The following is a 13,294-nucleotide window of genomic DNA, read 5'->3' as shown; positions in this document are numbered from 1 at the left end:
CGCCCGAGGTAAAGGATCTTAACCTTGTAAAAACATCAGATCCTCGCTACGCTCAGCATGCCAAAATGGAATGATATGATACCTATAACATGAAACACCTCTGCCGGTAGAAAAGTAACCCTGCCTGCAACCGGTATTACAGCGACTTGCTGTCAAACAGAGACTATCTGTAGAGGCGAATCTGGTATTCGCCCAAAACGACTCAGGATGGCGGTTTCACCGCCATCCTGGGCCATTTGCAAAAGGTCATACTTGTTATACGAACCAGAGTTTGCTTCCGGTTAGCTTCTTTTCCGCAGGCCGACCAACCGCAACAGGCCGCTGCCGAGGAGCAGCAAGCTGCCGGGGAGAGGAACGGCATGAACAATGTCATTGCCGCACAGGGCGGTGCCCCAGAGGAATTCGGCATTGGAAAAGGGTGCAGCCATATTGGGGAAGACGATGTCGATCTGCCAATCCGGGATGAGATTATTGATATCGTTGTCCAGTTGTTTCCAGGTCATATTGCCGACGAAACCCATGTATTCCTCATAACTCGTCATGAGGACTTCCACTGGCGAAATCTCGGTTCCGGCCGCATCACTGCTGGATTTGTAAGCGCCGCCGAAATTTACCTTGGGGATCGGGTTGGCTTGGGCAAAACTGGTATCCCATTGATACACATAGGCCAGAAAGACATTGCCGGCGTTTTGATTATTATTGGCATACGCCTGCATATTGATGCCTAATTCAAAGGGGCTGACGGCGCCGGGGAAATGGGCCTGGGTAACACTATCATAGGCGGCAGTGGCTGAAGCAGCGTTGATGGCCAGATCCGCCACACCCCAGTTTTTGCCGGCAATATTCCAGCCGCCGGGCTTATTGTTGGTCAAGATCGTGATGCTAAAGGGGTTATAGTTGATGGTGATGGAGTCAGTAGAAAATTGTTTGCCGATAATATCCCGGAAGACACCGGTACCGGCATAGCCCCCCCCGACCGTCTGCCCACTAACCCAAACCTCGGCGTCGGTATACGGCGGATTTGAAGCTACATCATTAATGGTTAAAGCCGAGGCGGCTGCCGGCATCATCACCAACAGCGCCAGGCTAAGAAAAACAAGGCTTTTTTTTCTCATTTCGATTCGTCCTCCTTGGGTACAACCATGAGATGGATGCGGATTTAAACACGCTATTTAACAATATCCTGACATGCCAAGCTGGGCTTGCCTGTTCGTTCCGCCCTGACAACCCTCCCTTCAAAAGAATAGCTGTATTAAAGCAATCCAAATTTTTTATTTGTATCTCTTACCCGTGCAAATATCCTGCCAATAACCTTCACACTCCTTTTCAGCGTCGGTTACCGGAACCCTCTATAATTATGCTCCAAGGTTCCTGCCGCGATGAAAGAAATAAAATCCAGAAGTTAGCCGAGTTCAAGGGTCTTGGCAGTTAAAAATGAGGAAGGGAAAAATTATCCGAACGGAATATGTTTTTTCTTAAAAAACGCTTAGAAAGGTATAATCAGGCAGGCAGATTGTTCAGTTGGATAAACATGATGTTCAATCTAATGAACGGTTTAATTACCAAGCTCTAAGTAATCATTATCATTATAATAAATAGAATATAATTAAACAATTATCGTATATTCTTAATTCCAGATAGAGCGCTGTAAGTCAAATAATTATAGTCAGATAGAATGGTTAGACCTGCCGTGGCATGGTGTTGTGAACGTCAAACGCGAAGAGCGCGGCGAGATTTCCTCCGGCGTCGTTATAACCGCCTGGTTCCCACTGCCAGTTGCCGTAGTCCCGCTTTATTGAGGATCGTGATCATAGGTCCTTTGCTTTCAATCAGACCTTCCCGCGCCATCCTGCCGAGGACGCGGGAGAGGGTCTCGGGGCTGGAACCCAGCAGGCCGGCAAGCTGACCCTTGGAGATGTCCAACTCATATTCGGTCGCTCCCTGTTTCTGATCGCTCTGAAAGAGGACGTAGGCCGCCAGTCGCCCGGACACTTCTTTTAAAGATAAATCCTCTATTAAAGCCGCCAACTGATAGAGCCTTTTAGATAAAACAGCAAGCATATTCATAGCCAGAGAGGGGTGCCGCCGGATGAGCTCCAAAAATCTGGTCCGGGGGAAAAAGAAGATGCGGCTCTCCTCCAGGGCCTCGGCATTGGCCGGGAAGCGTTGACCGGCGAAGACCGGTGCCTCGGCAAACGGTTCGCCCGGTCCGAAAATATGTATGATCTGTTCTCTGCCCTCGGGAGAAAATTTGTAAACCTTCACCTTACCGCTGATCAGGACAAATAAACCTTTACCCTCATCTCCCTCCATAAAGATGATCTGCCCTCGATTGTAGGTTTGATCGATGACGATCAGGGCCAGATCCTGCAACTGGGTTGCCGAGAGATTACTGAACAGCGGGATGGCAGCGATGTGGGACAGAACACTCATTGGTTAGAAACCTCCAAGAAAATTTTGGCAAAAAATTGCCTTCTTGACTTAAATCAAGGCGACGCGAAGTTGGCGGTATTATTTTAATTTGTAACACTTCAGTTGCTTGGGGCGAATACAAGATTCGCCCCGACAGACGGGTCTGTCGATGCTTTGGTGCTGTAGGGTGGGCACCGCCAACCATGCTCCTGATCTATTATCTCAGATAGCTGAAGTATTATTTTAATTTTAATTTCAAGTCTGGGCAGTAGATAGCTTTTACCGATAATTTTTGCGCAGCGTTTCCTGGTTGTAATCAGATCTCCGGGTGAAGCCCTCGCTTACAGGTGTAAGTTAGAAAATATATTTTTCAGGAGGAGAAACCATGTTTTGTTATCAATGCGAACAGACCGCCAAAGGCGAAGCCTGCACCGTACTGGGAGTTTGTGGCAAGAAGCCCGATGTTGCCGCCTTGCAGGATCTTTTGATCTATGCCCTCGTCGGCCTGTCCCAGGTGGCTCTAGAGGGTCGCAGGGTGGGCGTCAGCGACAAGGGGGTTAACGTCTTCACGCAGCAGGCCACCTTTGCCACCCTGACCAATGTGGACTTTGATCCGTCCCGTTTTGTTGCCTGGATCAATGAGTGCGTCAAACACCGGGAGGCCTTGAAAGCCAAAGTCAAAGCCTCCGGCGGTAACGCGGAATTCTCTGGCGGTCCAGCCACCTTCCAACCGGCCTCCGGTCTGGCGGATTTGGTGAAGCAGGGGGAGGAAGTGGCCATTACCACCTATCCGGCCCCGGACGCGGATGCCTTGTCCTTGAAGCACACTCTGCTCTTCGGTCTCAAAGGGGTGGCCGCCTATGCCGACCATGCCGAGATTTTAGGGCAGGAGGATGAAAAAGTCTATGCCTTTGTGCACGAAGGTCTGGCCGCGATGCTGGACCCGAAACTGGCCGTTCCCGATTTATTGTCGCTGGTCTTAAAATGCGGTGAAATCAACCTGCGGGCCATGGAGCTCCTGGACGCCGGCAACACCGGCCGTTATGGCCATCCGGTTCCCACCAAGGTTCCTCTCGGGGCCAAAAAGGGAAAGGCCATCTTAGTTTCCGGCCATGACCTGGTCGATATGGAGTTGATCCTGCAACAGAGCGAGGGCAAAGGCATCTATGTCTATACCCACGGTGAGATGCTACCCACCCACGGCTACCCCGGCCTGAAGAAATATCCCCATTTTTATGGCCACTATGGCACGGCCTGGCAGAACCAAGGCAAGGAATTTCCTCAATTCCCCGGCGCTATCCTCATGACCACCAACTGTATCCAGAAACCGGCCGAAACCTATATGGACCATATCTTTACTACCGGATTGGTGGGATGGCCGGGAGTCAGGCATATCGCCGATAAAGACTTCACCCCGGTAATTGAGAAGGCCCTAAAATTACCCGGTTTTACCGAAGACAGCAACGGCCGCAGCGTCATGGTGGGCTTTGCTCATAACACCGTCCTGGGCGTGGCCGGGCAGATCATCGAGGCGGTAAAAAACAAGCAGATTCGCCACTTCTTCCTGGTGGGCGGCTGCGATGGGGCCAAAGCCTCCCGCAACTATTACACCGAGTTTGTCGAGAAGGCTCCCAAGGATACAGTCGTGCTTACCCTGGCCTGCGGCAAATTCAAGTTTTTTGACAAAGACCTGGGCGACATCGGGGGTATTCCCCGCCTCCTGGACGTCGGCCAGTGCAATGACGCCTATTCCGCCATTCAGATTGCTGCAGCCCTGGCCAAGGCCTTTGGTATCGGAATCAACGACCTGCCATTATCGATGATCCTTTCCTGGTATGAGCAGAAGGCCGTTGCCATTCTGTTGACCCTGCTTTATCTTGGGGTTAAGGACATCCGTTTAGGTCCCAGTCTACCGGCCTTTGTTACGCCCAACGTCCTGGACGCCCTGGTAAAGAATTTTGATCTTAAACCGATTACCAGCGCCGAGGAGGACCTGAAGGCGATTTTGGGTTAATCATCAGGTTCTGGGTAACACAACGAAATATGAGGATGTTGATTAAGGCGGGATGCGCTGTGAGATATGAATTAAGAGATCGGCCTGCCAAAAAAGGGATTCTCATATAAGTGCTCATGTTCTGCCGAACACAACGAAGCATAAAAACAGAATCGTGGCGGCTGCTCACAATAATGTTTTTGCTGCTCACGGCTCACGGCTCACGGCTCACTGTTTTTATACAAGTTCACATGTTCTCAAGAACACAACGAAGCATAAAAACAGAATCGTGGCGGCTGCTCACAATAATGTTTTTGCTGCTCACGGCTCACGGCTCACGGCTCACTGTTTTTATACAAGTTCACATGTTCTCAAGAACACAACGAAGTATGAAAGAATGATTGGTAGCATAGGCCTCCTGGCCTGTGCATGGGTATGGCGGCGGCCCACTGCCCACGGCCCACTGTTTTTATGCAAGGGAGTCAGCATATGCAATGCCCCGGACAAGATACGCGCTACTGGAAGCCAGGCGCCGTTTTTGAAGCTAAATGCCCCCACTGTGGCAGCGAAATAGAGTTTTTTAAAGATGAAGTCAGCCGGCGCTGCAAGAAGTGCGGCGAGCGTATGATTAATCCCAAGCTGGATTTCGGCTGCGCTTCTTACTGTAAATACGCCGAACAATGTCTGGGCGTCCTGCCGCCGGAACTTCTGGCCGGCCGGGAGGACCTGTTTAAAGATCGAGTGGCTATTGCCGTTAAGCGATATCTGGGAAAAGATTTCCGGCGCGTCGGCCACGCTACCCGGGTAGCGCGGTACGCCGAGCAGATCGGCAAGCAGGAGCGAGGCAACCTGGCGGTTATTCTCAGCGCGGCTTATCTGCACAGCGTTGGCGCTAAGGAGGCGTGGGAAAAATATCAGAGCGACGAACCGCGCTTGCAGGAGATAGAGGCACCGGCTGCAGCCAGAGAAATCCTGACAAATTTAGGGGCCAACCCCAAGCTGATTGATGAGGTCTGCGATATCATCAGCTATGTAGACGCCCCCGGCGCCAACGAAAACCAGAATTTCAAGATATATTATGATGCCAAGATGCTGGCTGACCTGGAAGAGAGTGCCAAGGAGCATCCCTTGAGCCCGGAGGAGCTGGAAGGCCTTCTGGCCAACAGGTTCCTCACCCCGAGCGGACGGGAATTGGCCTCCCAAGAGTTGGCCAAACACTGCCGGAAGCCTCAGGCTTCGCAGTCGTAGGAGAGGAAAGTGATGGTCATTATCTAAAAATCACACATAATCCGTAAACTTAATTTCTATCTGTACGGGCGAATCTTGTCTTTGCCCCAAATAACCCTGGAGATCAACCCATGAAGATAATGCGGAAGATTATCGAAATAGATCCGGAGAAATGTGACGGCTGCGGCCAATGCGTGCCCTCCTGCGCCGAAGGGGCTATCCAGATCGTGGAGGGCAAAGCGCAGTTGGTAGCGGAGAAGTACTGCGATGGCCTGGGGGCCTGTCTGGGGGAGTGCCCCCGAGGCGCCTTGCGGATCATTGAACGTGAAGCAGATGATTTTGACGAACATGCCGTGGAAGAATATCTAAAGAACCGGGAGCAGACAGAACCACCGGTTTCATCCCTGGCCTGCGGTTGTCCCTCGATCCAGGTACAGAGTTTCGCGCCCCTTCGTCCTTCCTCTCCTCAAGGGGTTGAGCCGATGGACCGGGTGTCGGCCCTGAGTAATTGGCCGGTGAAGATCAAACTGGTACCTCCCGACGCCCCCTTTCTCAAACATGCCGATCTTTTGGTCTTGGCCGACTGTAGTGCCCTCGCCTATCCGGGTGTTCATCAGGAACTGTTGCCGGGCAAAGTGGTGTTGATCGGCTGCCCCAAATTCGATGATATCCAGGAGTACATCGAGAAATTTGCCGCCATTTTTCAGAAGGCGGAAATCCGGCATGTCACCACGGTCATCATGGAGGTACCCTGTTGCGCCGGTCTGGGCCATATCGTGGAGAAGGGCATGGCTGCCGCCGGGAAAAGAATTCCCCACGAACAGGTGGTCATCGGGGCTCAGGGCCAGATTGTCAGCCGGGAGAAATTGGCCGCCTGAAGAAGGGGATAATCAGGAAAACCGGTGGAGAGAGGATTTGTTTCTTAAACCCCAAAAGGCCAGGGGGATAAGGGCCAGGGTGAAAATCCCGGAGACGATGAGCGGCCATTGATACCCGTAGCCGGCCCCCAAGGGCCCGAATATTAATGCTCCGACAAAACTGCCGGAGACGCTCACCAGGTTGATCAGACTGGAATTGCCGCCGATGCGGTCCACCTGAAAAAGTCGGGCGATAGTGGTGTAGCTTTCCATCAGGATCAGGGCGTCGCCAAAGCCGTGAACTACCCGCCAACCCAACGAGATGCCGACCTGGGGAATGGTCATGAAGATATGACCCAGGCCGGAGGTGAGCAGGGCCAGGCTGAGAAATAGGAGAGGGGACAGGCGGCCATACCAAAAGCGGCCATAGACATAGGCGGTGATGGCCAGGACAGCGAATTCCACCGCCATATAGAGACCCATCCCCTGGAGGTCGAGACCTAAGCGTTCCCGCAGGAAAAGTCCATAGCTGGTGGTTTCGGCTCCCCAATGCAGGCAGAAGAGAAAGAGCCAGGTGGAGAAGAAGAGTACCGGGCGGGTGAGGAAATCACGGCCATATTGCCGCAAAGGACTATAGTGCATCTTTAGACGGGGCAGCCGATAGGTCGGCGCCAGGAGCAGCAGCGGTGCCAGGGCCAATAGCTGTAGAGAGACATCAAACCCCAGCCGGTGGAAGAGCAGGCCCCCCAACAGGGTGCCGGTCATCATGCCAGCCATGCGCCAGGAGTTGTAGCGGGCCAGGCTGCGGATGGCATCAGCCCCGGCAGATTTAAAGAGCAGGGTGTCCAGAGCGATCCGAAAGGCCTGCAGACCCAGACCAAAACCCCAAAATGCCGCCAGATACGGGAAATAATCGGTGAGATAACCCAGACCCCAGAGACAGAGGGCGCTGAGGATGAGTGCCCCTCGCAAGATCTGGAGCAGGGGATAGCGGTCGCCAGCCACCCCTAAAGGGAAGGTGACCAGCAGGGCGTTCAGGCTGGCGGCGGCATAGAGTACTCCGATCTGGAGGCCGCTGAAGTGAAGATTGTTCTTCAGGTACAGGGGGAGGAAGAAATAGACTCCCGACATCAACAACGACAGGGCGTAAATAAAAAAAGACGGTAGCCGGTCAAGGGCAGAGGAAGCCTGGGGGCGGGATATGCTGCTCATCAAAGGAAATAATCTCTCAAAAAAAACCTTGCCTCGCACCGCTCAGACGACATTGCGATTGATCTCCACTTCCATGGCCCGGGCCGGGCAGACCGGGCAACACAGTTCGCAGGCACTGCATTTGCTCGGATCAAAAACTATCTCCATTTCCGGCCGCTTCACATACAAGGCCCCGGTAGGACAGACCGCAGTGCAGACGCCGCATTGGTAACACCGCTCTTCGTTGCGCCGCACGTCGCTGGCCACCCGCTGGACCTTGACGCCGGAATCTTTTAGATACTTTACCCCTTGCCGGAAGTTTTTGGGGTGGCCTCTCAGTTCCAGCACAATAATGCCTTCTCGGCGGGGGGAGATCGTCGCTTTGAGCAGATTGAATTCCAGATCAAAGTCCTTGACCAGACGATAAATGATGGGTCGATCGACGATATCTTTGGGAAAATGCAGCACCAGAATCTCAGCGTGCATCACAACTCCTTATAATCCTAAAACAGATTGTCATTATTGATAAATAACCACAGACCCTGAAAACAACTTATCATTTTCTTGGGCTTCCTGGCCTGTGCCGGACCGGATCAGATCAGCTCGGCGAACCGCTGCCGCCAATCAGCCTTCAGTTCTCTTACATCGGCCTGGATCAGCAGTTGGCCGTTCCAGGTTACCAGAAAGTGATCATCGCTTCGCACCCGTCCCAATTGCAGAAGCGGCGATCCCTGCATCAGGGCCTCGAATCTCGCCTGATCCCCAGGGGCGACGCTAACCAAAAACCGACCGGTAGACTCAGAATAGAGCGCCGCTATCGCAGACCCGGCCGCCGCCGCTAATTCAACCTCGAGACCCAGTTCTCCCGCCATGGCCGCCATGGCTAAATGCACTGCCAGCCCCCCCCGATAAATGCCATGGCACGAGGCCAGCAACCCAGCTTCGATACAGGCTTCCACTTTTTGATAGTAGGTGAGGAAATCACCGGCTTGGGTTTGCGGAACCCTGAGTCCGACATAGCCCAGAAGCTCATAAAACTCCGATCCACCCAATTCCGGCCGGGTTTCTCCCAACAGATAGATATAATCCCCCGGTTCTTTTAGGTCCAGAGTAAGACATTGTGTCGCATCGGGGATAACGCTCACCGCGGTGAACAGCAGGGTCGGGAATCCGGAAATCTTATGGGTTTCACCGAACTTTCCCGGCAGATGGCCGTCGATGTACATGCTGTCTTTGCCGGAAAGCAAGGGGATGCCATAGGCCAGACAATAATCCCTCAATGCCCAGTTGGCCCGCACCAGTTGGGCCGCCTTGAATCGGCCGTCGGGATTCTTCTCCGGATCGAACCGGATGCTGGGCCAACAGAAGTTGTCGACGCCGCCGAGGTGATCCAGTCTGCCACCCACCGCCAGGAGACGCCGGACTGCCTCGTCAATGCTGGCGGCGGTCATATGGTAGGCGTCGACCTGGCCGTAGGCCGGATGCAGGGCCATGCTGACGGCCAAGGCGCGGTTGGAGTCCGGACGGGGGCGGATGACCACGGCGTCGCTCGGGATATCAGCGGATTTGCCCACCAGTGGTTTGATGACACTGTTTCCTTGCACCTCATGATCGTACTGGCGGACAATCCACTCGCGGGAGCAGATATTGGGGCGGGCCAACAGGGTGCGGAGTATCCGGGTGTGATCCGTCGGTTCGCCCAGAACCGGCTCTGTCAGACCGCGCTGCTCCGGCGGTGTCCAATCGGCCTCAAAGCGCCAGGGGGGGAAATCGCTCTCTAAAAACTTCAGGTCGATATAGGCGCAGGATTGACCGGCATAGAGCAGATGCAGCACTCCCGTATCGGTGTAGCGGCCGATATTGGTAACCTCCACCGCCTGTTTAGCCGCGAGCCTCTGGAAGTCCGGGGCATGCTCCGGGCGCACCGCCACCACCATCCGTTCCTGAGACTCTGAGATCCAGATCTCCCATTGATCCAAACCCTGATATTTGAGGGGCACTTTATCCAACCAGACCTCACAGCCGCCAGCAAACCGGGCCGACTCGCCGACAGCCGAAGATAGGCCGCCGCCGCCGCAGTCAGTAATGAAGGCAATATAGCCCAGATCCCGGGCCTCCAGCAAAAAATCGTGCATCTTCTTCTGGGTATAAGGATCTCCGATCTGCACATGACCGGCCGGGGTGTGAGCCCCGAACACCTCTGAGGAGGCGGTTACCCCATGGATGCCGTCTTTGCCCACCCGACCGCCGCACATAAAGATCAGATCGCCGGGGCTGGTGGTCTTCTGCGTGGCGTCCGTCCCTTTGACCTGTTTCGGCATGAACCCGATCGCTGCCACAAAGACCAGGCATTTTCCTAAATAGCACTCATTAAAGTAAACAGTCCCCAAAGGGGTGGGAATGCCGCTCTTATTGCCGCCGTCCTTTACTCCTTCGATGACCCCGTCCAGCAATCGCCGGGGATGCAGATGGGGCCGCAAGGGTCCTTGATAATCCCGCGGCCCGACACAGAAGCCGTACAGGCCGGCGATCAGTTTGGCAGCCCGCCCCGTGCCCAAGGGGTCCCGATAAACGCCGACGATGCCGGTCAAAGAACCGCCGTAGGCCTCCATATTGGAAGGTGAATTGTGGGTTTCACCGGTGATAACGTAGTTCCACTCCTCATCAAAAGAGCCGGCGCCGGCATTATCCCATAACACTGAAGCCACCCAGGGCTTCTGCTGGGCCAAAGCCAAGGTCGGTTGTTCAATGCAGGTTTTAAAGAGATTATTGACCGTCAGCCGCTCGCCGCTGGCCAGGTCATGGTAGTCAAACATCCCCCGAAAGGTGTTATGGTTGCAGTGGTCGCTCCTGGCCTGGGCCAGGTATTCCAACTCCACGTCAGTGGGCGGCCCCAGGCCCAAGGCCGCACGCCGAACCTGTACCTCCGGTCGCAGGTAGTACTCCCGGATGATGGGTGCGTCCTGCTCCTGCAAGGCCAGATGGCGTTCGGCGCTCAGCCGCTTCAAGGTTTCCAGACTGTCAATAGACAGTGTGGTCACTGTCGGTTGATGATCAAGCTGCACCTTGGGAATGATGATGCCCAGGCCAACCTCTGAATCCCACCCGGACGGGGAAAATATCCGAAATTGCTGGATGATGTCATTGGCCAGCAACTGCTGGGCGATAGTGGCCATGTCTGCCTGGGAGATGCCGTTGCCAACAAAAAGAATGAGTTTGGAGGCATACACCGCCGCCTCTGGGGCCAGCAACCGCCCGATAAATGCCTGAATGGCCTCCACTGCGGTAGCACCGGGATTGTCCCGAACCCCCGGACGTAGTCCTACCCAGACGGCCCAATCAAAGCTGCCGGCCAGGGGCCGGTAACTCGATAGCTCGGTTACCGGGTTGGTAAAGACTTCGCAGCGGATAGCCTCTAACTCTTGCTGGCTCAGGTCGGTATCCAGAGTCAATACCTGAATCACCCGCACCTGGGAAAATTCCAGGCCGAAATACTCCTTCGCCTTCCGTCGAATGCTTTCCCCTTCCGCATCCGGCAATTCCGGCCGCAACATGATCTCTAATCGGGCAGGCATGAGGTTCCTTTGATCTGTTTCAGCTTGTTAAAAAAGTTCACAGATATATTACCATGGATTTTTCGCTTGTGAACCAAAAAGCTCAAAACCGGGTGGATGCCCGGTGCTTAAGGATTTAATGACGCAATCAGCGCAAGTTAGAAGAATTACTCCGCAGCGTATGGTTAAGTTTTTCTAGTTGCTGCGCAAATTAGGCAAGCTAAGGGAGTGCTGGGCAGTCCCCGTCTATTTGATTGCGAGGCTCATTGTTCGATAAAGGGTTTATTTTTACACGTGGCGGTTTATCAAAACTGAAAGGCTTGCAAAAAAACCTTGACAAAAAAAACGACCTCATACCATTATGAAAATATTGCGGGGGGAGATAAGGTATACTATTTCGTAAACGGTGTTCCTTAGGTAAGGAAATACTCAACAAGAATACTGCGTTGCTTTCTGATGGGGAGTTGGGGAAATGGTAAAGAGGGGTTTTTGGTTGCTCGGGGTCCTGCTAACCGTCTGTTTGGCCGCCGCAGCCGCTTCGGCACAATCGCCTTATGACGATGTGTTGGTAGCCCAGGGGTTGAAAAACCTACAGTTGGAAAATTACGATGAGGCCCTGGCTGATTTAAAAATCGCCTGGGAGAAGGGCGCCAAGACGGCTGAAAAAGCCTTCTATCTTGGTGTTGTCAGCTACCGCCTGGCGGACTATCCCCAATCCCTTGAATTTATGGAAGAGGCCCTGCGGCTAGATCCGCAATTTAATGAAGCGCGTCTGCAATTGGCCGCCATTTTCCTGGCTCTCAACCGGCCTGAAGAAGCCCTGCCACACCTGCAGGAACTGGAGGCAGTGCCATATAAGCTTCCCCAAACATCGATGTATTTGGGCCAGGCCGCCTTAAAACGCAAGCAGTATGAGCCGGCGGTGCGCTACTTCCGGCAGGCCGAAGAAGATCCGAACCTGGCCCAGGAAGCCAAGCTTCAGGCCAGCACCGCCATGGCAGCTCAGAATCAGTTTAAGGATGCCAAACAGGTCCTCACGGAGGCCATCTCCCTAAACCCTGGAACTCGGGAAGCGGGATTTGCCCAACGTTATATGGAGGCGATGGACCGCCGGATCAAAGAGACCAAACCGCTGCGACTGCACCTGGGTGCCAGCTTTGATTATGACTCCAATGTCTCCCTGGAGCCGGGGGACCTGAATGTGGCCAACATTGTGCCTCTGGGTCGGGGAGACACGGTTTTTACTCAATTTGGCACTGTTGAATACGAATTCCTCCCCACCGGGCCGATCGGGGTGATGGCCAGCTATAATCTCTTTGAGACCTTCCATCGCCGCCTGACCATCTACGACGTAATGAGCCATACTCTGGGTATTACCCCCTGCTATCGGGGGACGACCGGCACTTTCTGGCTGCCTTTCCGGTATAATTATACCGACCTGGCGTCTGACAAATATTGGACTTCTTATATCCTGACCCCGACGTATCTTCATATGCTGAAACCCAATCTCGGGTTGGAAGCCGGCCTGCGGTGGACCCGGAACTACTATTGGTGGTTTCAACCCTTTCCCCAAGAAGACCGCAGTTCGCAAAACTACGGCGGCAGCCTCGGACTCTATTATTTCTTAAAAAAGAAAGAAGGCTACCTGCAAGCCCGCTTTAGTTACGAATACTACGACGCTTCCGGCAGTAACTGGACCAGCTCCATCTACCGCCTGCTGTTGGGCGGGTTCTATCCGGTCACCGAAAAATTCCGCATCAACCCCACCTTGGAATTTGTTTACCAACCCTTCGACCACCAATGGTTTAACGGGGTGGATTATCTGGCTAAACGGCGAGATAAGACCATGATTTTCGGACTGCAGATGTTTTATAAAATTTATGCCGGTCTGGATTTAAACCTGCACTACTATTATATCCGGGACGACTCCAACATCCCGCTGTATGATTACGACAGATCGATTGTCGGTGCCATGATCGAATATCGTTATTAATCTGTTATTGATCAGAATGCCAGGAGCTCAAAGTTTCGTGTGCCGCATTTTGCAAAGAGATGATATT

General features: G+C 53.5%; 9 protein-coding genes. 4 read left to right on the top strand and 5 right to left on the bottom strand.

Annotated elements, in window-relative coordinates; translation table 11 throughout:
• Positions 1-281: 281 nt before the first annotated feature.
• Positions 282-1,115, bottom strand: coding sequence for a hypothetical protein (locus DESAC_RS06565; RefSeq protein WP_013706288.1), 834 nt, complete (start codon positions 1,113-1,115; stop codon positions 282-284).
• A 634-nt stretch (positions 1,116-1,749) separates the two neighbouring features.
• Complete coding sequence (locus DESAC_RS06560; protein WP_013706287.1) at positions 1,750-2,433, bottom strand: Crp/Fnr family transcriptional regulator; 684 nt, start codon at positions 2,431-2,433, stop codon at positions 1,750-1,752.
• Positions 2,434-2,797: 364 nt separating this feature from the next.
• Between DESAC_RS06560 and hcp the strand changes: the two genes are divergently transcribed.
• The 3 genes from hcp to DESAC_RS06545 all read left to right on the top strand — a co-directional run bounded on the left by hcp (position 2,798) and on the right by DESAC_RS06545 (position 6,510).
• Positions 2,798-4,426, top strand: coding sequence for a hydroxylamine reductase (gene hcp / locus DESAC_RS06555; RefSeq protein WP_013706286.1), 1,629 nt, complete (start codon positions 2,798-2,800; stop codon positions 4,424-4,426).
• 468 nt (positions 4,427-4,894) lie between these two features.
• Complete coding sequence (locus tag DESAC_RS06550; protein WP_013706285.1) at positions 4,895-5,653, top strand: HD domain-containing protein; 759 nt, start codon at positions 4,895-4,897, stop codon at positions 5,651-5,653.
• Positions 5,654-5,763: 110 nt separating this feature from the next.
• Positions 5,764-6,510, top strand: a complete 747-nt coding sequence (locus DESAC_RS06545; protein WP_013706284.1) for a 4Fe-4S binding protein — start codon at positions 5,764-5,766, stop codon at positions 6,508-6,510.
• A 12-nt stretch (positions 6,511-6,522) separates the two neighbouring features.
• Here the strand turns inward: DESAC_RS06545 and DESAC_RS06540 are convergent, their stop codons facing one another.
• From DESAC_RS06540 to DESAC_RS06530, 3 genes are all read right to left on the bottom strand, one after another.
• A complete protein-coding gene (locus tag DESAC_RS06540; protein ID WP_013706283.1) occupies positions 6,523-7,701 on the bottom strand; it encodes an MFS transporter in 1,179 nt (392 codons plus the stop codon).
• A gap of 42 nt (positions 7,702-7,743) precedes the next feature.
• Complete coding sequence (locus DESAC_RS06535) at positions 7,744-8,166, bottom strand: NIL domain-containing protein (protein WP_013706282.1); 423 nt, start codon at positions 8,164-8,166, stop codon at positions 7,744-7,746.
• 107 nt (positions 8,167-8,273) lie between these two features.
• Positions 8,274-11,255: an AIR synthase-related protein gene (locus tag DESAC_RS06530; RefSeq protein ID WP_013706281.1), complete on the bottom strand. Its 2,982-nt coding sequence runs from the start codon at positions 11,253-11,255 to the stop codon at positions 8,274-8,276.
• A gap of 451 nt (positions 11,256-11,706) precedes the next feature.
• On the opposite strand from DESAC_RS06530, the gene DESAC_RS06525 reads away from it, so the two are divergent.
• Positions 11,707-13,227, top strand: coding sequence for a tetratricopeptide repeat protein (locus DESAC_RS06525; RefSeq protein ID WP_013706280.1), 1,521 nt, complete (start codon positions 11,707-11,709; stop codon positions 13,225-13,227).
• Positions 13,228-13,294: the final 67 nt, after the last annotated feature.

The sequence above is a fragment of the Desulfobacca acetoxidans DSM 11109 genome (assembly GCF_000195295.1).
In the GTDB taxonomy this organism is placed as follows: Bacteria; Desulfobacterota; Desulfobaccia; order Desulfobaccales; family Desulfobaccaceae; genus Desulfobacca; species Desulfobacca acetoxidans.
The sequence above is the reverse complement of the archived record's forward strand: the minus strand, read 5'-3'. Positions and strand labels throughout refer to the sequence as shown.